Source organism: Erythrobacter tepidarius (assembly GCF_002155695.1).
In the GTDB taxonomy this organism is placed as follows: Bacteria; Pseudomonadota; Alphaproteobacteria; order Sphingomonadales; family Sphingomonadaceae; genus Erythrobacter; species Erythrobacter tepidarius.
The window spans coordinates 229,434-250,720 of record NZ_MUYJ01000001.1 but is presented as its reverse complement, the minus strand read 5'-3'; the positions used below and the strand labels follow the sequence as shown (position 1 = coordinate 250,720).

Genomic DNA, 21,287 nt, shown 5'->3' with positions numbered 1-21,287 from the left:
CTCAGCGATCGGTTCGGCGCACCCCGGCAGCGCGCACAGCGGCAAGGGTCGGATAACCGTTAACCGCCATCAGCAGATCGGCCTCGGCGAGGATCGATCTTAACACCCAGGCCGCGCCTTCCGCCCCGCCCAGCGCGAGGCCGTAGGTATAGGGCCGCCCCACCCCCACCGCGCGTGCACCCATCGCCAACGCCTTGACAGCATCGGTGCCGGAACGGATCCCGCTGTCAAACAGGACGGGCGTATCGCCCGATGCCTTCACCACCTCCTCCAGCAGGTCGATGGCGGCAATCCCGCCATTGGCCTGCCGCCCGCCATGGTTGGAGCAATAGATCGCATCCGCCCCGCAATCGACCGCGCGGCGCGCGTCATCGGGATGGCAGATGCCCTTGAGGACAATCGGCAGCTTGGTCACCGATTTGAACCACGCCATGTCGTCCCAGGTGAGCACCTCGCCAAAGGTCGCGGCCCAGGTGAAGATCGCCGCCGCGGGATCCTCCTCCGGCGGCTTGGCCAGCAGCGCGCGGAAGACGGGATCGCAGAAATAGTTCTGCAACACCTTGCCGCGCAGCTGCGGGAAATTCGAGGCGTTGAGGTCACGCGGCCGCCAGCCCGTCACCCAGGTGTCGAGCGTCACCACCAGCGCCTTGTAGCCTGCCGCCTCGGCCCGGCGAATGAGGCTGGTGGCAAGCTCGCGGTTCTTCGGGGTGTAGAGCTGGAACCACGCAGGCGTGTCCCCGCAAGCCGCCTTCACGTCCTCCAGCGGATCATTGGCAAGGGTAGAGGCGCAGAACGGCACCCCCGTCAGCGCCGAGGCCCGCGCGGCGGCGATGTCGCCGTGGCGGTCCTGCGAGGCTTCGCCATTGAGGCCGATCGGGGCCATGAACAGCGGTGTGGGATAGGTGTCGCCGAACAGCTCGATCGACAGGTCGCGCGTGCTGCAATCGACCATCATGCGCGGCACCATGCCCCAATGGTGAAAGGCGGCGGCGTTCTGATCCTGCGTGTGCTCGTCCCCGCAGCCGCCCGCGATATAGTTGGTGAGGCTCGGCCCCAAGGCCTCGTGCGCGCGCCTTTCGAGCGTGGCGAAATCGACCGGGAAGGTAGGCAGGATTCCCCTGAGACCGGCATTGTAGATCTCGTTCTGCATCGCGCCGAAATAGGTCATGGCGTGTCGTCTCTCCCGTCGTTTTCGGGAAGGATTCAGACGATCAGGCGCAGCGGGGCAAGCGGTTTTTCAGGCGAGCAGGCGTTGCAGGCGCGGCCGCAGTTCGAGGAAACGCACATAGGCCGCCTCCAGCACCCGCAGCACCCCAGGCGAGCGCGCAGCGAGGCCGAGCGGACGCAGCACGGGAATCGCGCGCCACATTGCCGCAAAGGCCGCCGCGCCATCGTGAATTACGCCATCCTCCTCGGCATGGAAGCGCGCGAGCAGCTCGGCGCGGTCGATAGGGCAGGACGGGTCGGCATCGGCCGCGACATCGACAAAGGTAATGCGCCCGCGCCGATCGAGCCGCCGCATCAGGGCGATCTCGCGCAGGCACAGCGGGCAGCCCCCGTCGTACCAGACTTTCACGCGGCTCAAGGGGCGATCCACAGGCGGAGGACAAAGGCGACCGCGCCCAGCACCGCCACGCTCGCAGCCCAGATGCCTGCCATCCACAGGAGGCGTTGCCACAGCGGCGCTTCGGGCGGTTGCTCGGGCGGGGCAAGCATTATTTTCGTCCTGCCGCTTCGCTGCTTGAGGAGGGTATTTGCTGTCCTAACGCTTCGCTGCTTGAGGAAGGTATTTTCTGTCCTAACGCTTCGCTGCTTGAGGAAGGTATTTTCTGTCCTAACGCTTCGCTGCTTGAGGACATCAGTGATACCCCTCATCGGCCACCTTGCCGCGGAACACCCAGTAGGCCCAGGCCGTGTAGGCGATAATCAGCGGCATGGTCAGCGCGACGCCCACCAACATGAAGATCTGGCTGCGCTCGGGCGCGGCGGCGTCCCAGATGGTCAATGCTTCGGGCACGGCATAGGGCCAGATCGTCACGCCCAGCCCGCTCATCCCGAGAAAGAACAGCGCGATGCCGAGCCAGAATGGCTTGGAATTGCGCGCTTTGAGGATCGCGCGCAGCATCGACAGCGCGACAATCGCGGTGACGATCGGCACCGGGGCGACCCAGTAGATCTCCGGCGCGGACAGCCAGCGTTCGGCATATTCGGGCTTCAAGGCGATGTTGTAGAGGCTGACTGCACCCATCAGCACGATGGTTGCCGCACCCCAACCGATCGCGAGCTTGCGCGCGTGGGCCTGTTCCGCCCCATCGAGCTTCCAGATCAGCCAGCTTGCTCCCAGCAAGGCATAGCCCGCCACCGTGCCGAGGCCGGTCAGCAGGGTGTAGGGCGTGAGCCAGTCCCACCAGCTGCCGGCATAGGCGCGGCCCGAAACCTCGATCCCTTGCAGCAGCGCCCCCAGCGTCATCCCCTGGGCCAGCGCGGCGACCAGCGAGCCGCCGGTGAAGGCCATGTCCCAGAATTTCTGGTGCGCAGGGTCGCGCCAGCGATATTCGAAGGCGACCCCGCGGAACACCAAACCCAGCAGCATCGCGATGATCAGCGGATAGGTCGCGGGCAGGATTACCGCATAGGCCAGCGGAAAGGCGGCAAACAGCCCGCCCCCACCCAGCACCAGCCAGGTTTCGTTGCCGTCCCACACCGGCGCGATCGAGTTCATCGCCCGATCGCGTTCGCGCCCGGAGGCAAAGGCGGGAAAGAGGATGCCGATGCCGAGATCGAAGCCGTCCATCACCACATAGGCAAACACGGCAAAGGCGATGATGAAGGCCCAGATGACGGTAAGATCCATCACACCGGCTCCTTTTCGGAAGGGGCCGAGGGCAGCGTCTCCTCGCCGAGCGGGTTTTGGGTCGGCCCCGGGGTGATTCCGGCGGTGCGGATCGGACCGGTATCGCCGCGCTTGACTCCATATTCGCCCGCGTGCGGGGCCTTGCCCATCAGCTTGAGGATATACCACACGCCGATGCCGAAAACGGTGAAATAGACGAGGATGAAGGCCAGCAAGGATGCCGCCACGGCCGGCTGATCCAACGGGCTCGCCGCATCCGCGGTGCGCAGCAGGCCATAGACCACATAGGGCTGGCGGCCGACTTCGGTGGTGATCCATCCGGCGAGAACGGCGGCAAAACCGCTCGGCCCCATCAGCACCGCGGCGCGGTGGAGCCACGGCATGTCATAAAGTCGTCCGCGGATCCGGCCCCACAGGCTCCACAGCCCGATGCCCAGCATCGCAAAGCCGATGCCGACCATGATGCGGAAAGCCCAGAACACCATTGCGACCGGCGGCTCCTCGTCATCGGGAATGGTGTCCAGCCCCGCGAGCGGCGCGTCGGGATCGTGCTTCAAGATCAGCGAGGATGCCTTGGGGATTTCGATCGCATGGCGCACCTGCTTGGCTTGGCTGTCGGGGATGCCGAACAGGATCAGCGGGGCGCCTTCGGGGTGGCTCTGATAGTGCCCCTCCATCGCCATCACCTTGGCGGGCTGATGTTCGAGCGTGTTCAATCCGTGCATGTCGCCGGCGAAAATCTGCGCCGGCGTGACGAGCGCGGCCATCCACATCGCCATCGAGAACATCTTGCGCGCATGGGGATTGGCGCGGTCTTTCAGCAGATGCCATGCACCCACCGCACCGACCACGAAGGCGGTGGTGAGATAGGCCGCCATCACGGTGTGGACGAGACGGTAGGGGAAACTCGGGTTGAAGACGATCGCCCACCAGCTCTCGCCCGGCATGAACTGGCCGTTCGCGCCCACGAAATAGCCCGCCGGGGTCTGCATCCAGCTGTTGACGCTGAGGATCCAGAATGCCGAAACGAAGGTGCCCAGCGCAACCATCAGCGTGGCGGCAAAGTGCAGCTTCCTGCCGACCTTTTCCATCCCGAACAGCATCACACCAAGGAAGCCCGCCTCGAGGAAGAAGGCGGTAAGCACCTCATAGGCCATCAGCGGGCCGATCACCGGCCCCGCCTTGTCCGAGAACACCGACCAGTTGGTGCCGAACTGGTAGGACATGACGATCCCCGAGACGACCCCCATGGCAAAGGCGATCGCGAAGATCTTGAGCCAGTATTTGAACAGGTCGAGATAGACGCTCTTGCCCGTCTTCAGCCACAGCCCTTCCAGCACCGCGAGATAACTCGCCAGCCCGATCGAGAAGGCCGGGAAGAAGAAGTGGAAGCTCACCGTGAAGGCGAACTGGATCCGCGCGAGCAGCAGGGCATCGAGATTTTCCAGCATGATTGGCACCTAATCCCTTCCCCACGTCGATCAATTGCAATGGCTGCAACGACAATACGATTTGCGCCCCAAAGGGTTGCACCGCCAGACGGGGGAATGTCCGGCGGTGCACAGGGAAGAGATGATCAGTCCACCTGAACCATCCGCAAGTAGGGCTTGATCGTCTCGAAGCCCTGGGGGAACATTTCCTTCGCCTTCTCGTCGGGGATCGAGGGCGGGATGATGACCTTGGCGCCGGGGCGCCAGTCGGCGGGCGTGGCAATCTTCGCCTTGTCGGCGAGCTGCAGGCTGTCGATCACGCGCAGGATCTCGTCGAAATTGCGGCCCACACTCATCGGATAGGTCATGGTCAGGCGGATCTTCTTGGCCGGATCGATGATGAACACCGCACGCACCGCCGCGGTCTCGGACTGGTCGGGATGGATCATGTCGTAGAGCTTGGCGATCGTCAGTTCGGGATCGGCCACGATCGGGAAGGATAGCGTCACGCCCTGGGTCTCGTCGACATCCTTGACCCATGCGAGGTGCTCCTCGACCGTGTCGGTGGACAGGCCCAGAGGCTTCACCTTGCGCTTGTCGAACGCGGAGGCAAGGCGTGCGGTCATGCCCATTTCGGTGGTGCAGACCGGAGTGAAATCGGCCGGATGGCTGAAGAAGAACACCCAGCTGTCACCCGCCCATTCATGCAGGCTAATCGGGCCGATGGTGGTGTCGGCGGTGAAGTCAGGGGCGGTATCGCCGATGTGCAGGGACATGAGATTTTCCTTTGCATCTCCAGAATTGAGGGCTGATCAGTGCGATGCCGGGCGCCCGGCACCGCGGCCACCCCCGCATCCCATTTGCCCGCCACGGGCAACGCAGCGCTCGAAGGCCGGAAAGTGGCGTTCGTGCGAGGCGGATTGCAGACGAGTGAGTGTCTCACGCACTTGCGGATTCTTGATCGTGGGCAGAATGCGATCGTACAACGCGATATTCTCGATCTCGGCGGCGACGCCCTGTTCGCAGGCAGCCAGCACCCATACCGGCGCAGTGAGCCTGCCAAGGTATGGGTTGGCGCGCGTGTAAGGCATGCCAAGCCGGTCCAATTGGTCCTCGACCTGCGCCGCGTGCCGGCGTTCGGCCTCGATGATGTTGATGAAGGGGCGGACTTCGCCGAACGCCGCGATGACCGCAGCGTAGGTCGCCTCGGCGCAATATTCGTCATCCAGCGCGGCACGCAGCGCTGCCGCATCACCGTCCGACTGCGCCGAAGCTGCGGCGCCAGCCATTGCGGCAGTCACAGCGAGCCCACCGGCAACCTGGGAAAAATTGCGCTTTCGGCCAGCCATACCAGCCTCCTTTATTCTCGTCAGGCGAGTTAACCCCTGCTCTCGAGTCGCGCAACTTGAATATCTCACTTATTGTAATCGAATTTCTAAGTTATGGCCTCTTGCCTACAATTGCGCCAAAAATGGCGCATTGCTGCACATTCACTTATCATATTGATGTAATTGAATCTGCAAACGCCTGGTTACGCGGCTCAGATGAGCCCGCGGGCCTCGTCGGAAACCGGCAATGGGGGGGTCTCGCCGGTTTCGCTCGCCAGTTCGGCAAAGGCCTGATCCTGCGACAGGAACACACGCCCCGACAAATCGTCGAGGAAATGACTGCGCCTGAGCCGGTCCATCACCGGGCCTTTCACCTCCGACAGGTGCAGCGTGATGCCGCCAGCGGCGAGGCGATGGTTGATCGCTTCAAGGCTTTCGAGCCCCGAGGCGTCGATCGCGTTGACCGCGCTGGCCATCAGCACCACGTGGCGCAGCTGGGGCCGCTCGGCGACCTGTTCAAGCACATATTCCTCCAGCCAGCGGGCGTTGAGGTAGGTCAGGCTTTCATCGACGCGGATGGTAAGCAGGTGCGGCAAGGTCAGCACCTTGTGGCGCTCGACATTGCGGAAATGCTCGGTGCCCGGCACCCGCCCGACGATCGCGGCATGGGGCCGGCTGGCACGCCACAAGTAGAGCAGCAGGCCGACCGCAACGCCCGCGATCACGCCCATCTCAACCCCGGCTGCCAGCGTGACGATGATGGTTGCGGCGTGGGCAGCGAAATCGGCCTTGGAATAGGCCCACAGCAGGCGCGGAGTCTTGAAATCGACGAGGCTCAGCACCGCGACAATGATGGTCGCCGCCAGCGTCGCATTGGGCAGGTTGTAGAGCAGCGGGGTGAGAAACAGGCTGGCAAGCGCGATGCCCACTGCGGTGAAGGCCCCCGCTGCCGGTGTTTGCGCACCGGCGTCGAAGTTCACCACCGAGCGTGCGAAGCCGCCGGTCACCGGATAGCCACCACACAGCGCCGAGGCGATATTGCTTGCCCCCAAACCGATCAGCTCCTGATCGGGATCGATCCGCTGGCGGCGCTTGGCCGCGAGCGTCTGCGCGACCGAGACACTCTCGACAAAGCCGATCACCGAAATCAGCAAGGCAGGCACCCATAGGGCTTCGATCAATGCAAGATCGAAGGAAGGCAGCATGAACGGAGGCAGGCCTTGCGGAATACGGCCGACAATCGAGACGCCCTTGGCTTCCAGGCCGAACCCGATCACCGCAAAGATTGACAAGGCCACCGCCGCCACCGGGCCGGCCTTGGCGATCATATCGGCAGCATGGGACGTGAGGCCAAGCTTCATCAGCGCCGGCTTCAGTCCCTTGCGCACCCAGAACAGGAACAGCGTTGCCGGAATGCCGATTGCCAGGGTCGCGAAGTTGGTGCTGCCAAGCGAGCGCGCCAGTCCGGCCAGCATCTCCGGCCAGGTCTCGCCCCCGGCCTTCACGCCGAGAATGTGCTTGAGCTGGCTGGTGGCAATCAGCACCCCGCTGGCCGAGATGAATCCGCTCACGACCGGGTGCGAGAGCAGATTGGCAAGAAAGCCGAGTTTGAGCAGGCCCAGCGCCACCAGCATCACGCCCGACAGCGCTGCCAGGGTGATGGCCGCCTCCCAGTATGCCGCCGTCCCCGGTGCCGCAACCGCTCCCGCCGCGCTGGCTGTCATCAGCGACACGACCGCCACGGGCCCCACCGCCAGCGTCCGGCTCGTGCCGAAGATGGCATAGGCAAACAGCGGCAGGATCGAGGCATAGAGGCCCACTACCGGCGGTAGCCCTGCCAGCATCGCGTAGGCGAGGCTTTGCGGGATCAGCATGATGGTGACGATCACCGCCGCCATCAGATCGCTGGTCAGCGCGCCGCGATCATAGGTGCGGCCCCATGCCAGGATGGGGAAGTAGCGTTGCAGCATGGACTTCCCTTTACTGCGCGATCAACCCGCCAGGCCCGGCAAGCCATTCGCGGCCCTTGAGCATCCCGTTCCAGTAAATCCACGGCAGCACGTCGGCCTTGAGCATCCATGCAATGCGCGCAGGCTTGGTGCCGTCGATCAGCCAGGTCGGAAAGCTCGGTGCGAGCTTGCCGCCATAGGCAAACTCGGCCAGCACGATCTTGCCGCGCTCCACCGTCAACGGGCACGAGCCGTAACCGTCGTAGCCTGCGGTCGGCCCCTTGCCGTCAAGCTGGCGCAGCGCGTTGACCGCCACCACCGGCGCCTGCTTGCGCGCGGCCGCTGCTGTCTTGGCATTGGGGGTAGAGCCTCCATCGCCAAGGCCAAACACGTTCGGATAGCGCACATGCTGGAGCGTATGGTGGTCGACATCGGTAAAGCCGCTGGCCCCGGCAAGCGGGCTTTCGGCAAGAAACTGGGGGGCGACCTGCGGCGGAACAACATGGATCATGTCGAAGCTGACCGTCTCCTCGCCGTCGGCAGCGGCGAAGGTGGCCTGACGGGCCGGGCCGTCGATGGCGACGAGATTGCTGCCCAAATGGAGGTGGATCCCGTATTTCTCGACATATTCCATCAGCGCGGGGACGTAATCGGCCACCCCGAACAGCACCGCCCCGGCATTGCGGAACTGCACTTCGATGTCCCCCAGAACGCCCGCCCGTCGCCAGTGGTCGCAGGCAAGATACATCGATTTCTGGGGGGCACCGGCGCATTTGATCGGCATGGGCGGCTGGGTAAAAATCGCGCGTCCGCCGCGCGTTCTTTGGACCAGTTCCCAGGTATAGGGCGCAAGATCGGCGCGGTAATTCGAGGTGACGCCGTTCTGGCCGAGCGTCGCTTCAAGCCCCGCAATCTTTTCCCAGGCGAGCCGGATGCCGGGAGCGACTATCAGCACCTCGTAAGCCAGCGTGCTGCCGTCGGCGAGGGTGACCTGATTGTCCTCGGGCTGGAAACTGGCGACCGCTTGGCGAATCCAGCGCGCGCCTTTGGGGATCACGCTTGCCATCGGGCGAATAGTGGTGCCGACATCGAACACCCCGCCGCCCACCATCGTCCAGCCCGGCTGGTAGGCGTGGCTGTCCGAAGGTTCGACAATCGCAATGTCAAGCCCCGGGCGACGCTTCTGCATCGAGGCAGCTGTGGCGATCCCCGCGGCTCCGCCGCCGACCACGACGACCTTGTGACCGTTCTTGCTCATGCCCGATCCCTCCTGATGTTCCGGCCTAGTCGCCAGTCGCCATTCGGTCGGCGAGCGCCGAAAGGTCGTATCCGGCAGCCTTGGCATTCGCCAGCCGTTCTTCCACGCTCAGCCCGTGGATATTGGCGAGGGCATCGAGCGTGGCCGAGCGGGTGCCGGTGCGGCAATAGGCCAGCACCTTGCCCTGCGTGCCGCGCCGGATCGCTGCGAAGGCAGCCACGGCAGCGGGTGGAAACAGTCCGCCGGCTACGGGCACGTGGTGGAAGGCGAGGCCCTCTTCCTGCGCAGCGCGCCGCATCTCGTCGAGCGGCGGCTGGCCCGGCTCCTCGCCGTCGGGGCGGTTGCAGATCACCGCGGCAAAGCCCTGCGCGGCAAGGCCCGCCAGCTCTTCGGGCTGCATCTGCGGGGCCACCGCCAAGGTCGCATCGATATTGCGCAGTTCCATTGTCAATTCCCTTCCACCAGCCGCACCAGCAGCATTCCGCCAAGCATGGCGGCCACGAAGATCGCCGCCGACGCCGGTTCGATCGCGAAAGAGGCGAAGCCGGGGCCGGGGCACAAGCCGGCAATACCCCAACCAATGCCGAACAGTGCCGAGCCGCCAACCAGTCGGGGGGTGATGTCGCGGCGGTCGGGGAGCGAGAAGCCCTCGGCAAACAACGGACGCTGCATCCGTTTCTGAATCAGCCAGGCGAGCGCCATCACCAGCACCGCCCCGCCCATCACGAAGGCAAGCGTCGGGTCCCACGCGCCGAACAGGTCGAGAAAGCCCCGCACCCGCGCCGGATCGGTCATTCCGCCAAGCGCCAGCCCGGCGCCGAAGACCGTGCCCGAGACAAGCGACACCAGAATGTCGCGGATCATGGCAGCACCGCCAGTCCGAGCGCGTTCATCACCGCGACGGTGACAAAGCCGGTCGCCATGAAGGTGGCAGTGGCGACCAACGAGCGTTGCGAAAAGCGGCTCATGCCGCACACCCCGTGCCCGCTGGTGCAGCCCGATCCGAGCCGCGTGCCGATCCCGACGATCAGCCCTGCCACCACCAACGGGACGGGGCCGGCAAAAGTGGGGGCCGTCGCGCCCGTCAATTGGGTCACGATCAACGCACCGAGCGGCAGACCGATGATGAAGGCCCAAGCCCCCATCCGCGCAAGCGAGCTTGAGGCGATGCCGAAGGCGCGCGCGGCAATGCCGGACACCCCGGCGATCCGCCCCGCCCCCAGCAGCATCAGCGCCGCCGCAAGGCCGATCAGCAGTCCGCCGATCAGGCCCGGCAGCGGGGCCGCATCGGGAAAGCCGGGCAAGCTCATACCGCATTCACCGGCAGCTTGAGATAGACGATGCCGTTATCGTCGGCCGGCGGAAGGTGCCCGGCGCGCATATTGACCTGCACGCTCGGCAGGATGAGGCGCGGCATGTCGAGCGTCGCATCGCGCGCCTCGCGCATGGCGACGAATTCGTCCTCGGTCACGCCGTCATGGGCATGGATATTGCCGGCGCGCTCGGCGGCGACGGTGGTCTCCCACACATATTCGCTGCGGCCCTTGGGCAGATAGTCGTGACACATGAACAGCCGGGTCTCGCCCGGTAGCGAGAGGATACGGCGCAGCGAGCGGAACAGCGTGCGCGCATCACCGCCGGGGAAGTCGGCGCGCGCGGTGCCATAATCGGGCATGAACATCGTATCGCCGGTAAACACCGCCTCGCCCACGACATAGGCAATGCAAGCCGGGGTGTGGCCGGGCACGTGCATCACCGTCACCGGCAGGTTGCCGATGGTAAAGGTGTCACCATCCTTGAACAGGGCGTCGAACTGCGACCCGTCGCGCGCAAATTCGGTGCCGGCGTTGAACAGCTTGCCGAACACCTGCTGCACCGTGACGATGTGCTCGCCGATCGCGATCTTCCCGCCAAGCTTTTCCTGAAGATAGGGCGCGGCCGACAAGTGATCAGCATGGGCATGGGTTTCGAGCAGCCACGTCACTTTCAGATTATGCGACGTGACGTAATCGATAACCGCATCCGCCGAGGCCGTCGAAGTGCGAGCCGCATTGGGATCGAAGTCGAGCACCGAATCCACGATCGCCGCCTCGCGCGTCGCCGGATCATGCACGACATAGGTGACGGTAAAAGTCGCAGGGTCGAAGAAGCCCGCAACTTCGGGGCGGAGCGCGGCATCGGCGCGCGCCTGCGCGACCTGGGCGGTGGCGGCGGCAAGTACCGAGTCGTGAGCACTCATTTCATTTCTCCATGTATTTACATAAACTGTGTATATGTTATTTGGCCACGGTGTCAAGTTTCACGAGTGCCGCCCTGAACGCCTCCGCCTCCTTGCCCCCGCCCGCGAAGCCGCGGCCGGTCGGTTGCGGAAGGGCTCTGCATCCTCGCTGGGCTTCAGGCGATCGATGCCGAGGCCGCGCTGGCCCCCGCCAGGCGGCAAACCTGCGAAGCGAAGCTGGCCGCGCCCACCTACGATTTCGAGACGGTCTATAGCGGCGATGACATCACCGGCTGGTTGCTGCACGACACCAGCAGCAAGGCCTGATTTGCAATGATGATCTGATCGAGGCGCTGATAGTCCTCGTCCATCCTGGACGACGCGCCATGGCTACATAACTTGCGTGAAATGGCCTTCGGGAAAAACCGGGGCGCTTCAAGAGCTGTTCGGAGCCGTTCCTTACGGAACCGGGAATCCCCGAACAGAGCATCGGCCGATAGCAGGCTTATCCCGTTGGTAGCGGAGGAGGGACTCGAACCCCCGACACGCGGATTATGATTCCGCTGCTCTAACCGGCTGAGCTACTCCGCCCCATGGACATCCGGCGCAGCTTTGCGGGCCGGATTCGGCGCCGGGTGTCCCCTGCGCGAGGCGCGCACTTAGGGCGGGCGCAGCGCGGGGTCAAGCCTTCGTTGTGTCGCGCAAGTCAGAGCCTCTCGCGCCCGCGGAAGGCGCAGGCCTTGACGCGTTCCCACGGCCCGCCGCGATAACGCCACAGTTCGAGCGCCGGGAAGGCGAAGCGCCCCTTGGCGATCCACGGGGCGAGCATCGGCGTGAGGGCCGCTTGCAGCGCCCGCGCCTCCGCTTTGCTCACCTTGTTCTGGATCGTGATATGCGGACGCGGCTCGTGAAGGTCCTGCGCGGTCAGACTGCCATGGAAGTGCTCGGCGATCAGCGCGCGCAAAGTCAGCAATTGCGGCGCCTCGAGTGCGATCGCGGTGCCCTTGCCCAGATCCATCACCCCGTTGACCGCGCCATGCGGCGCGGCGAATTGGGCGGCGATGCGCGGGATGAAGTCCGTCAGCTCCGCCCGCAGCGCAGGCGCGAAGGCGTGAAACAGCGTGACATGGGCGTGGAGATGGTTGCGTTCCGGCGGATAATGCGCGCGGCGCAGCCCTTCGGCAAAGCCCGCCAGATCGGGCGGCAGGGCGGCGGTGAGGATGAAGGGATCAGCCATCGCCCGCCGCAGCCTGACAGGCCTACATTTCGCCCCGTTCGCGGCGAATCGCATACCACCTGGCGACGTTGGCGTTGTGCTGTTCCAGCGTGTCGGCGAACCAGTGGCCGCCGGTGCCGTCGGCGACCATGAACAGCGCATTGGTGCGCGCCGGATGGAGCACCGCGGCGATGCTGTCGCGGCCAGGATTGGTGATCGGGCCTTCGGGCAAACCGACGCGTGTATAGGTATTGTAGCCATTGACCGCGGCAATCTCCGACTGGCGGATCCGGCGACCGAGCGGCTTGCCCTTGGTGATCGGGTAGATGATGGTGGGGTCTGCCTGCAACTTCATGCCAGCGCGCAAGCGGTTGGAATAAAGCCCTGCAACCATCGCGCGCTCCTCTGGCTTGCCGGTCTCCTTCTCGACGATCGAGGCGAGAATCAGCGCATCGCGCATGGTATCGACCGCGATTCCCGGACCGCGCCTCACCCACTCCTCGGCCAGGGCCTTGTCCATCGCCGCCTGCATCTGCTCGACGAGGCTCTTGCGGCTCTGTCCGCGCTCGAAAGCGTAGGTATCGGGCAGGATCGAGCCTTCGGGCGGCACATCGACCGGGCCGGTGAGCAGCTCCTCGGCCATCAGGCGTTCCCACACCAGGATCGAGGGCATGCCTTCGGGGATGGTGATGAAGCGGCGGATCACATCACCCGACTGGAAGGCTTCGAGAATATCGCCCTGGCTCATCTCGGGGGTAAGCAGGAACTCGCCCGCCTGGATCGGCGCATCGGAACCGAAGATGCGCGCCTGCAGCAGGAAGCCGGAGGCCGAGGTAATCAGTCCCTCGGCCTCAAGCTTGTCAGCCACCCGCGCTACCGATGCCCCGGCCGGAATGGTGAAAGTGGTATCCTTTTCAATGGTTGCCGCGCCCAGCAGGATCCGGGCGAAGGCCAGCCCGGCAAGCGCCAGCGCAACAAACCCGAGGGCGGCCAGACGCGCGCGGCTCACCGGATCAGTCGACCTTCTGCATGACCAGCGAGGCGTTGGTGCCACCGAAACCGAAAGAGTTGTTGAGCACCGCGCGCACCTCGCGCTTGCGCGCCTTCAAGGGCACCAGATCGATGCCCTCGGTGCCATCGTCGGGATCGTGGAGGTTGAGCGTGGGAGGCACGATCTGGTCGCGCATCGCAAGGATGCAGAAGATCGCTTCCACCGCGCCCGCACCACCGAGCAGGTGGCCGATCGCGCTCTTGGTCGAAGACATGGACGCACCGCCGAGATCATCGCCCAGCACCCGCTTGATCGCCGCGAGTTCGATGGTGTCGGCCATGGTCGAGGTGCCGTGGGCGTTGATGTAATCAATATCGCCCGGCCCGAGACCGGCCTTCTTCAGCGCCATGCGCATCGCCAGCTCCGCGCCGCGCCCCTCGGGGTGCGGGGCGGTGACGTGATAGGCATCGCCCGAAAGACCATAGCCGGTGACTTCGGCGTAGATCCTGGCGCCGCGTGCCTTGGCGCGCTCGTATTCTTCCAGCACCACCACGCCCGCGCCCTCGCCCATGACGAAACCGTCACGGTTGCGGTCGTAAGGCCGGCTGGCTTCGGTCGGGCGGTCGTTCATGCTCATGTTGAGCGCGCGCGCTTGGGCAAAGCCGGCAATGCCGAGCGGGTTGATGGTGCTTTCCGCCCCGCCTGCGAGCATCACGTCGGCATCGTCCATCGCGATCATCCGCGCAGCGTCGCCGATCGAATGCGCGCCGGTCGAGCACGCCGTCACCACCGCATGGTTCGGACCCATGAAGCCATACTTGATCTGCACCTGCCCAGTGATGAGGTTGATCAGGCGGCCGTGCACGAAGTGCGGCGAAACCCGGCCCGGGCCACGTTCGTGGAGATTGACGCTTTCGAACTCGATCCCCGGCAAGCCGCCGATGCCCGAACCGATCGAGCAGCCGGTGCGCTCCTTCTCGGCCTCGGTCATGTTGGTCAGGCCCGCATCTTCGAGCGCCTGTCCGGCGGCATCGATACCATAGACGATGAAGGGATCGACCTGGCGCTGGATCTTGTGATCCACCCGCTTGTCGGGATCGAAACCCCAGGGGTGATCCTTGGGCTTGACCTCGCAGGCAATGGTGCACTTCTGGTTCGAGGCATCGAAACGGGTGATCTGTCCCGCCCCGCTTTCGCCAGCAATCAGATTTGCCCAAGAGGTTTCGACATCGCCCCCGAGCGGGGTGACAAGACCGAGGCCGGTAACAACCACACGGCGCATTCGCGTTCTCCGAAAGGGAGCTTGGCTCCGAAAAAGCAACAGGCCCAACCCGGGTAGGGCTGAGCCTGTCTAGGCCCTGATCCGCGCATCGGCAAACGGCTTGCCGGACAAATGTCCCGCCTTGTCCCCGACGGACAGGCAGGACGCAGGCGCGGACACCGGGGCGTCCTTGCGGGTCTTAGCCCTTGTGCTCTTCGATGTACTTGGTGGCGTCGCCGACAGTCGTGATCTTTTCCGCCGCATCATCGGGAATTTCGACGCCGAATTCCTCTTCGAAGGCCATCACCAGCTCGACGATGTCGAGGCTGTCCGCACCGAGATCGTCGATGAAGCTGGCATCCTGGGTGACCTTGTCAGCCTCGACGCCGAGGTGCTCGACGACAATCTTTGCCACCCGTTCGGCAGTATCGCTCATGATATTCCCTCTTGAAACTGGGGTTGGGGTAAACTCGTGCCCGCCCTAATGAAGGGCGAGGGGATGCGCAAGTGGGCATGACGACCCGTGCACGACCGCGCCGGAGCGCGGGTCGAGCCCAAGCTTGCCAGCGGCCGCGTCGCCGTGCGATGGCTTGGCAGGTCATGCTGATCTTCGGCTCGCCCGTCCAGAAAGTTCACGCGCCCAGCCACGAGATCGTCAACGGCAAGGCGGAGAATCACGCCGAAACTCCGCAGCGGTTCGATAGCGTGCTGGCCCAGGTCAGCAGCCCGGTGCGCGCGCCGGCCGATCACGGCCTTGCCCCGATCCTTGCCGTGCATGAGGCGGACTATCTGGCCTTTCTGCAATCGGCGTTTGGCGAATGGCGAGTGGCAGGGCGCGATGGTGACGCCATCGGCTATGCCTTCCCGGTCCGCGCCCGGCGCCGGCTGGCGCTGGCAAGGATCGATGCGAAGCTCGGACAGTTCGGCTTCGATGCGGTCACGCCAATTGCCGCAGGCACGTGGGAGGCGGCCTATTGGGGGGCGCAGGCCGCTCTCGGCGGGATTGCAGCCATCGCGGCAGGCGAGGCACGCCAGGCCTTCGCACTGTGCCGCCCGCCGGGGCACCATGCCGGCGCGGACTATTTCGGCGGCTATTGCTACCTGAACAACGCCGCGATCGCCGCGCGCGCGGCGATCGCGGCTGGCATGGGGCCGGTGGCGGTGCTCGATGTCGACTATCACCACGGCAACGGCACGCAGGACATCTTCTACGCCGACGGGAGCGTCTTGTTTGTCTCGATCCACGCCGATCCGCGCACCGACTTCCCGTTCTTCTGGGGTCACGCGCAAGAGCGCGGGGCAGGTGCGGGCGAAGGGGCGAACCTCAACCTGCCGCTGCCGCGCGGCACCGTGTGGCGGGCCTATGCAGGCGCGCTCGCCAAGGCGCTGGAGGCGATTGCCGCTTTCGGCGCGAGGATGCTCATCGTCAGCTACGGCGCGGACACCCTTGCCGGGGATCCGATTGCGCATTTCGCCCTTACCAGAGACGACATGGCGCGCATGGGCGCAGCCATCGCCAGGCTCGGCCTGCCGACCCTGACGGTGCTGGAAGGCGGCTACGACGTGCCGGCGCTGGGCGACAATGTCGCCGCCTTTCTCGCCGGGCTGGAAAGCGCCTAGCCCGCGGGCTTGGCCGGCGGCTCGACCACCCGCAGGCCAAGCTCGCGCAGCTGACGCGGCTCGGCAGGCGACGGCGCCCCCATCAGCAGATCCTCGGCGCGCTGGTTCATCGGGAACAGCGTGATCTCGCGCAGGTTCTTCGCCCCGCACAGCAGCATCACGATGCGGTCCACGCCCGCGGCCATGCCCCCGTGCGGCGGCGCGCCGTAATGGAAGGCGCGGTACATCCCGCCGAAGCGTTGCTCGACATCTGCTTGGGAAAGACCCACGATCTCGAATGCCTTGACCATGATTTCGGGCTTGTGGTTGCGGATCGAACCACTCGCGATTTCATAGCCGTTGCAGACCAGATCGTACTGATAGGCCTTGATGGTGAGCGGATCCTGCCCCTCCAGCGCCGCGATCCCGCCCTGCGGCATCGAGAAGGGGTTGTGGCTGAAATCGACTTTCTTCTCGTCCTCGTTCCACTCGTAGAACGGAAAATCGACGATCCAGCACAGCGCGAAGGCGTTTTCGTCGATCAGGCCCAGCTCCTCGCCCACGCGGATGCGCGCCGCGCCCGCGAGCTTGGCGGCATCGGCCTTTTTGCCCGCGGCGAAGAACAGCCCGTCATTCTCGCCCAGCCCTAGCTCGGCATAAAGCGCGGCCATGCGCTCGGGGCCGTGGTTCTTGGCGATCGGGCCGCCGAACTCGCCGCCCTTGCGGGTGACATAGCCAAGGCCCGCATAGCCTTCCCGCCGCGCCCATTCGTTCATGTCGTCGAAGAACTTGCGGCTCTTCTCGTGGGTGGCGGGTGCGGGGATGGCGCGCACCACTCCGCCGCTGCCAACGATCTTCTCGAACAGGCCGAAGCCGGACTGCGCGAAGTGGTGCGACACGTCTGCAATCACCAGCGGGTTGCGCAAGTCCGGCTTGTCGCTGCCATATTTCAGCATCGCCTCGTCATAGGGAATGCGCGGGAACTGCCCCGCAGGCGTTACCTTCTTGTCACCCGCAAAGGCTGCGAAGGTGCCCTGGATTACCGGCTCCATCGTCTCCCACACTTCTTCCTGGGTGACGAAGCTCATTTCGAGATCGAGCTGGTAGAATTCGCCCGGCAGCCGGTCGGCGCGCGGGTCTTCGTCGCGGAAGCAAGGGGCGATCTGGAAGTAGCGGTCGAAGCCCGCCACCATCAGCAATTGCTTGTATTGCTGCGGCGCCTGGGGCAGCGCGTAAAACTTGCCGGCGTGGATGCGGCTCGGCACGAGAAAGTCGCGCGCACCTTCGGGCGACGAGGCGGTGAGGATCGGAGTCGAGAACTCGTTGAAGCCCGCGGCCGTCATGCGCGCCCGCATATCGGCGATCACCGCCACGCGGGTCATGATGTTGCGATGGAGCGTCTCGCGCCGCAGATCGAGGAAGCGGTACTTCAACCGGATGTCTTCGGGGTAAGGCTGTTCGTCGGCGACCGGCATCGGCAACTCCTCGGCTGCGCTCTGCACCGTCACGCCGCGGGCAAAGACTTCGATGCTGCCGGTGGCAAGGTTGGGGTTGACCGTCTCGGCCACGCGCGCCTTGACCTCGCCCTCGATGGTGACGACGCTTTCAACGCGCAGGCCCTCGAGCACCGGCAGCGCCGGGCTGTCGCTGTCGGCAACGATCTGGGTGATGCCGTAGTGATCGCGCAGATCAACGAACAAGACGCCGCCATGATCGCGCTTTCGGTGGATCCAGCCGGACAGGCGGACGGTTTCGCCGACATCGGCGGAAGAAAGCTGTGCGCAAGTATGCGTGCGATAGGGATGCATCTAAACTCTTGTCCTGTTCGCGGCTATGACGCTAGGGCGCGCGGGTGCGTTGGTCGGAGCCGGGCTCCGCTGTCGGCGCGCTAACAGGGGAAGCCTCGCGCTTTGTCAAGCGGTGCGAGAGCAGACCGGGACACATCCCGAGGGCGGCACTCCGCCTGACAATGCGAAAAGAAGACATGAAAATCCATCCGCTGATCACCACCACCGAGGCTCTCCGTGAGCTTTGCGCCCGCCTCGCGAAATCCGAATTCGTCACGGTCGATACCGAGTTCATGCGCGAGAACACCTACTGGCCCGAATTGTGCCTGGTGCAGATCGCCAATACCGAGGAAGCCGCCGCGATCGATCCGATGGCCGAGGGAATCGACCTCACCCCGCTGCTCGATCTGCTGACCAACAACGAGGACGTGCTCAAGGTCTTCCACGCCGGCGGGCAGGATGTCGAGATCATCGTCAATATGACGGGCAAGACCCCGCATCCCATCTTCGACACCCAGATCGCGATGATGGCGATAAGCCAGTCGGAACAGATCGGCTATGCCAACCTCGTCGAGACCTGGTTGGGCCTGACCATCGACAAGGGGGCGCGCTTCACCGACTGGAGCCGCCGCCCGCTGACCGAGCGGCAGATCGAATATGCGATCGGGGATGTCACCCACCTCGCCACCATCTTCCCGCGCATCCTCAAGAAACTGATCAAGACCGGGCGCGGCATCTGGCTCGATGCCGAAATGGAAAAGCTCGCCGATCCGGCGAACTATCTCACCGATCCGGGCGCGGCGTGGAAGCGCATCCGCCAGCCGGGGCGCAATCCGCAGGTGCTCGGGCGGATGAAGGCGCTCGCCGCCTGGCGCGAGAGCGAGGCCCAGCACAAGAACATCCCGCGCGGGCGCATCATGCGCGACGAGACGCTGGCCGACATCGCCAGCCACCCGCCTAAGACGCAGGCCGAACTCGCCAAGGTGCGCGGGCTTTCGGCGGCGTGGAAGGACAACGACATCGGCAAGCGGCTGATGAAGGTGCTGGCCGAAGCCAAGCCCCTGCCCAAGGAGGAGATGCCCGAAAAGGCCGGACGCGGGGCGCCGCTGGGCAAGGAAGGTGCGCTGGTGGCCGATCTGCTGAAGCTGCTGCTCAAGATCCGCGCCCGCGAAATCGATGTCGCCGCACGGCTGCTGACCCGCGCCGAGGAGCTGGAAGCGCTCGCCGCGGGGGTGCGCGATCTGCCGGTGCTCACAGGCTGGCGCTACGAGGTGTTCGGCAAGGACGCGCTCGACCTCGTCGAGGGCAAGCTCGCCTTCGCGGTCGAGCAGGGGCGGCTCAAGATGACCCATATCGACGATGTCATCGCCCCCGCGCCCGATAGGCTGGCAGCGGAATAACGGGCGAGCGGTGAGCACCTATCTTCCCACCATCAAGCAGCTGCAATATCTCGTGGCGCTGCATGAGCATGGCCATTTCGGCAAGGCCGCCGATGCCAGCTTCGTGTCGCAATCGACGCTGTCGGCCGGGATCCGCGAGCTTGAATCCCTGCTGGGCGTGACGCTGGTCGAACGCTCGCGGCGGGTGGTGCGTTTCACCGCCTTGGGCGAACAGGTGGTGGCCAAGGCGGGCCGGCTGCTGCGCGAGGCTGAAGAACTGGCCGATCTGGTGCAGGCCGCGGGCAAGCCGCTGTCGGGCGAGCTGCGCATGAGCGTAATCCCCACCATCGCCCCTTTCCTGCTCCCGCGCCTGCTGCCGCGTCTCAAGCGCGAGCGGCCGGAACTCAAGCTGATGCTGCGCGAGGAGACCAGCCAGGATGCGCTCGAATCGCTGCATCACGGGCGGGTCGATTGCGTGCTGCTGGCCCTGCCCTTCGACACGGGCGATGCCGCCATCGCCCACATCGCCGATGATCGCCTGTTCGTCGCCTTCCCCAAGGACGATCCGCGCAATCCCCCGGCGAGCATTCCGCCCGAGATGATCGATACCGGGCGGCTGCTGCTGCTCGAGGATGGTCACTGCCTGCGCGATCACGCGCTCGCAGCCTGCAGCCGCTCGGAACTGCGCACCAGCGCGGCGATGATCGGCACGAGCCTGCACACGCTGGTGCAACTGGTCAATAATGACCTCGGCCTGACCATGCTGCCCGAAATGGCGCTGGAAGCCGGCATCCTCAACGGCACGCAGGTGGTGGCGCGGCCCGTTGACAGCCCCACCGCCAAGCGCGAGATCGTGCTGGCATGGCGAAAGAACTCGCCCCGGGAGGCTGATTTCCAACTGCTGGCGGAAGAGCTGCGGGCGGGCTAGACGATCGGCACTCCACCAGCGCGAGGCCAAGCGCCAGACCTGCGCCGAGAGCCGCCATGAACAGGCGCAGGCGCGAACGGCTGATTTTTCGATCCGCCTGCCCGTCGGCGGGCGCATGGCCGCCCGCCATCTGCGCGATCTCTTGGTTCTGGCGCTGCTCGATGGCGTCGACAAGGCCGTGGACATCCTCGGCCAGCAGCTCGGCATCGCCGATCAGCGCGGACGCGCGGGCATAATCGCCCTGCGCGATGGCGCTGCGCGCCTCGCGCTGGAGCTTGCGCGCATGATTGGCCAGCTGGTCCACATACTGGCCTTCACCGGACGTGGAATCCGATCCCATGCGGGCGAGGTTAGCCCGATTGCGCCGCTATGCGCCAGTCTCAATCCATATGCTTCAGGCCGACGCGCAGGTAATCCCACCCCGTGATGCAGGTCAGCACCGCCGCGGTCCACAGGCTGACGAGACCCACCAGGTGCACCCAGCTGTCGGCGATGGAACCGCATCCCTCCAGCACCGACTGGCACGGGGGCCCGTGCACCGCCCCGCCGAGGATTAGCGCACCCAGCGCCACCAGCTGAAATGTGGTCTTCCACTTGGCGAGCCTGGACACCGGCACCGAAACCTGGATCCCGCCGAGGAACTCGCGCAGACCCGAAACCGCGATCTCGCGGATCAGGATGACAAGGCCGGCGATCACATGCACATCGCCTGCATAGGGCCCGCGCAGATAGCCCTGCGCGGTGAGCACCAGGATCACCGCCGCGACCATGATCTTGTCGGCGATCGGATCGAGGAAGATGCCGAGCTTCGAAACCGTCCCCTGCGCGCGCGCCAGATAGCCGTCGAAAAAATCGGTGATGGCGATGATGCAATAGAGCCCGAAACCGATCAGATAGCCCAGCTGCCAGCCCGGCCACCACAGGAAGAAGGCCAGCAGCGGCACCGCGAAGATGCGCGAGAGCGTGAGGATATTGGGCAGGCTCGACATGGCTGGCCCCTGCTCTAGCGCGGCAGGCGCGGCGGCAAAAGCCCGCGCGCGCTGCCCTCCACCGCATGACAGCGGGCGTGCGGGGCTTGTTAATGCGGTC

General features: G+C 65.2%; 23 protein-coding genes and 1 tRNA gene. 4 read left to right on the top strand and 20 right to left on the bottom strand.

Translation table 11 applies throughout. The features are described 5' to 3' along the window. Window position 1 precedes the first annotated feature (1 nt). From BZF61_RS01210 to BZF61_RS01130, 18 genes are all read right to left on the bottom strand, one after another. Window positions 2–1,168 (bottom strand): alpha-hydroxy-acid oxidizing protein, encoded by a 1,167-nt coding sequence (locus tag BZF61_RS01210; protein WP_086616799.1) that lies wholly within the window; start codon window positions 1,166–1,168, stop codon window positions 2–4. Window positions 1,169–1,237: 69 nt separating this feature from the next. Further along, complete coding sequence (locus tag BZF61_RS01205; RefSeq protein WP_086616798.1) at window positions 1,238–1,585, bottom strand: thiol-disulfide oxidoreductase DCC family protein; 348 nt, start codon at window positions 1,583–1,585, stop codon at window positions 1,238–1,240. Continuing rightward, the gene (locus BZF61_RS01200; RefSeq protein ID WP_086616797.1) at window positions 1,582–1,716 is read right to left on the bottom strand and encodes a DUF2474 family protein; all 135 of its coding nucleotides are present in this window, start codon (window positions 1,714–1,716) and stop codon (window positions 1,582–1,584) included. Before BZF61_RS01200 ends, BZF61_RS01205 begins: the two co-directional genes overlap by 4 nt. Window positions 1,717–1,858: 142 nt before the next feature. After that, complete coding sequence (cydB, locus tag BZF61_RS01195) at window positions 1,859–2,854, bottom strand: cytochrome d ubiquinol oxidase subunit II (protein WP_086616796.1); 996 nt, start codon at window positions 2,852–2,854, stop codon at window positions 1,859–1,861. Beyond that, complete coding sequence (locus BZF61_RS01190; protein WP_086616795.1) at window positions 2,854–4,305, bottom strand: cytochrome ubiquinol oxidase subunit I; 1,452 nt, start codon at window positions 4,303–4,305, stop codon at window positions 2,854–2,856. The genes cydB and BZF61_RS01190 overlap by 1 nt, the downstream gene beginning before the upstream one ends. Window positions 4,306–4,430: 125 nt before the next feature. Further along, a complete protein-coding gene (locus tag BZF61_RS01185) occupies window positions 4,431–5,060 on the bottom strand; it encodes a peroxiredoxin (protein WP_086616794.1) in 630 nt (209 codons plus the stop codon). A gap of 36 nt (window positions 5,061–5,096) precedes the next feature. Next, window positions 5,097–5,573: a ferritin-like domain-containing protein gene (locus BZF61_RS01180; protein ID WP_086616793.1), complete on the bottom strand. Its 477-nt coding sequence runs from the start codon at window positions 5,571–5,573 to the stop codon at window positions 5,097–5,099. A gap of 251 nt (window positions 5,574–5,824) precedes the next feature. After that, on the bottom strand, window positions 5,825–7,582 hold the full coding sequence (locus BZF61_RS01175; protein WP_086616792.1) for a SulP family inorganic anion transporter: 1,758 nt from the start codon (window positions 7,580–7,582) through the stop codon (window positions 5,825–5,827). Window positions 7,583–7,592: 10 nt separating this feature from the next. Then, window positions 7,593–8,819 carry an NAD(P)/FAD-dependent oxidoreductase gene (locus BZF61_RS01170; protein ID WP_169711919.1) on the bottom strand — a complete coding sequence of 409 codons (1,227 nt, stop codon included), beginning with the start codon at window positions 8,817–8,819 and terminating at the stop codon, window positions 7,593–7,595. 25 nt (window positions 8,820–8,844) lie between these two features. Beyond that, window positions 8,845–9,264, bottom strand: coding sequence for a protein tyrosine phosphatase family protein (locus BZF61_RS15815; protein ID WP_169711918.1), 420 nt, complete (start codon window positions 9,262–9,264; stop codon window positions 8,845–8,847). A gap of 2 nt (window positions 9,265–9,266) precedes the next feature. Then, window positions 9,267–9,683 carry a DUF6691 family protein gene (locus BZF61_RS01165; RefSeq protein WP_086616791.1) on the bottom strand — a complete coding sequence of 139 codons (417 nt, stop codon included), beginning with the start codon at window positions 9,681–9,683 and terminating at the stop codon, window positions 9,267–9,269. Next, the gene (locus BZF61_RS01160) at window positions 9,680–10,129 is read right to left on the bottom strand and encodes a YeeE/YedE family protein (RefSeq protein ID WP_086616790.1); all 450 of its coding nucleotides are present in this window, start codon (window positions 10,127–10,129) and stop codon (window positions 9,680–9,682) included. Before BZF61_RS01160 ends, BZF61_RS01165 begins: the two co-directional genes overlap by 4 nt. After that, a complete protein-coding gene (locus BZF61_RS01155) occupies window positions 10,126–11,058 on the bottom strand; it encodes an MBL fold metallo-hydrolase (protein WP_086616789.1) in 933 nt (310 codons plus the stop codon). The genes BZF61_RS01160 and BZF61_RS01155 overlap by 4 nt, the downstream gene beginning before the upstream one ends. A 493-nt stretch (window positions 11,059–11,551) precedes the next feature. Then, window positions 11,552–11,628 (bottom strand) — tRNA-Met (locus BZF61_RS01150). A gap of 115 nt (window positions 11,629–11,743) precedes the next feature. Continuing rightward, window positions 11,744–12,274: a 2'-5' RNA ligase family protein gene (locus BZF61_RS01145; protein ID WP_086616788.1), complete on the bottom strand. Its 531-nt coding sequence runs from the start codon at window positions 12,272–12,274 to the stop codon at window positions 11,744–11,746. Between the two features lie 22 nt (window positions 12,275–12,296). After that, a complete protein-coding gene (gene mltG / locus BZF61_RS01140) occupies window positions 12,297–13,262 on the bottom strand; it encodes an endolytic transglycosylase MltG (RefSeq protein ID WP_086616787.1) in 966 nt (321 codons plus the stop codon). Between the two features lie 4 nt (window positions 13,263–13,266). Further along, window positions 13,267–14,526, bottom strand: coding sequence for a beta-ketoacyl-ACP synthase II (gene fabF / locus BZF61_RS01135; protein WP_086616786.1), 1,260 nt, complete (start codon window positions 14,524–14,526; stop codon window positions 13,267–13,269). A 178-nt stretch (window positions 14,527–14,704) separates the two neighbouring features. Continuing rightward, complete coding sequence (locus BZF61_RS01130; RefSeq protein ID WP_027443094.1) at window positions 14,705–14,941, bottom strand: acyl carrier protein; 237 nt, start codon at window positions 14,939–14,941, stop codon at window positions 14,705–14,707. A gap of 149 nt (window positions 14,942–15,090) precedes the next feature. On the opposite strand from BZF61_RS01130, the gene BZF61_RS01125 reads away from it, so the two are divergent. Beyond that, the gene (locus tag BZF61_RS01125; RefSeq protein WP_281251517.1) at window positions 15,091–16,125 is read left to right on the top strand and encodes a histone deacetylase family protein; all 1,035 of its coding nucleotides are present in this window, start codon (window positions 15,091–15,093) and stop codon (window positions 16,123–16,125) included. Here BZF61_RS01125 and aspS read toward each other — a convergent pair. After that, window positions 16,122–17,912, bottom strand: coding sequence for an aspartate--tRNA ligase (gene aspS, locus BZF61_RS01120; protein ID WP_086616785.1), 1,791 nt, complete (start codon window positions 17,910–17,912; stop codon window positions 16,122–16,124). The two genes, BZF61_RS01125 and aspS, sit on opposite strands and share 4 nt — an antisense overlap. 176 nt (window positions 17,913–18,088) lie before the next feature. Here aspS and rnd point away from each other — a divergent pair, with 176 nt between their 5' ends. The 3 genes from rnd to BZF61_RS01105 all read left to right on the top strand — a co-directional run bounded on the left by rnd (window position 18,089) and on the right by BZF61_RS01105 (window position 20,625). Then, window positions 18,089–19,291 (top strand): ribonuclease D, encoded by a 1,203-nt coding sequence (rnd, locus tag BZF61_RS01115; RefSeq protein WP_086616784.1) that lies wholly within the window; start codon window positions 18,089–18,091, stop codon window positions 19,289–19,291. Between the two features lie 10 nt (window positions 19,292–19,301). Next, window positions 19,302–20,198 (top strand): LysR substrate-binding domain-containing protein, encoded by an 897-nt coding sequence (locus BZF61_RS01110; protein WP_086616783.1) that lies wholly within the window; start codon window positions 19,302–19,304, stop codon window positions 20,196–20,198. Window positions 20,199–20,313: 115 nt separating this feature from the next. Then, window positions 20,314–20,625, top strand: coding sequence for a hypothetical protein (locus BZF61_RS01105; protein ID WP_086616782.1), 312 nt, complete (start codon window positions 20,314–20,316; stop codon window positions 20,623–20,625). Here the strand turns inward: BZF61_RS01105 and pgsA are convergent. Beyond that, window positions 20,579–21,187 carry a CDP-diacylglycerol--glycerol-3-phosphate 3-phosphatidyltransferase gene (pgsA, locus tag BZF61_RS01100; protein WP_086616781.1) on the bottom strand — a complete coding sequence of 203 codons (609 nt, stop codon included), beginning with the start codon at window positions 21,185–21,187 and terminating at the stop codon, window positions 20,579–20,581. The genes BZF61_RS01105 and pgsA overlap by 47 nt on opposite strands. Between the last annotated feature and the right edge of the window lie 100 nt (window positions 21,188–21,287).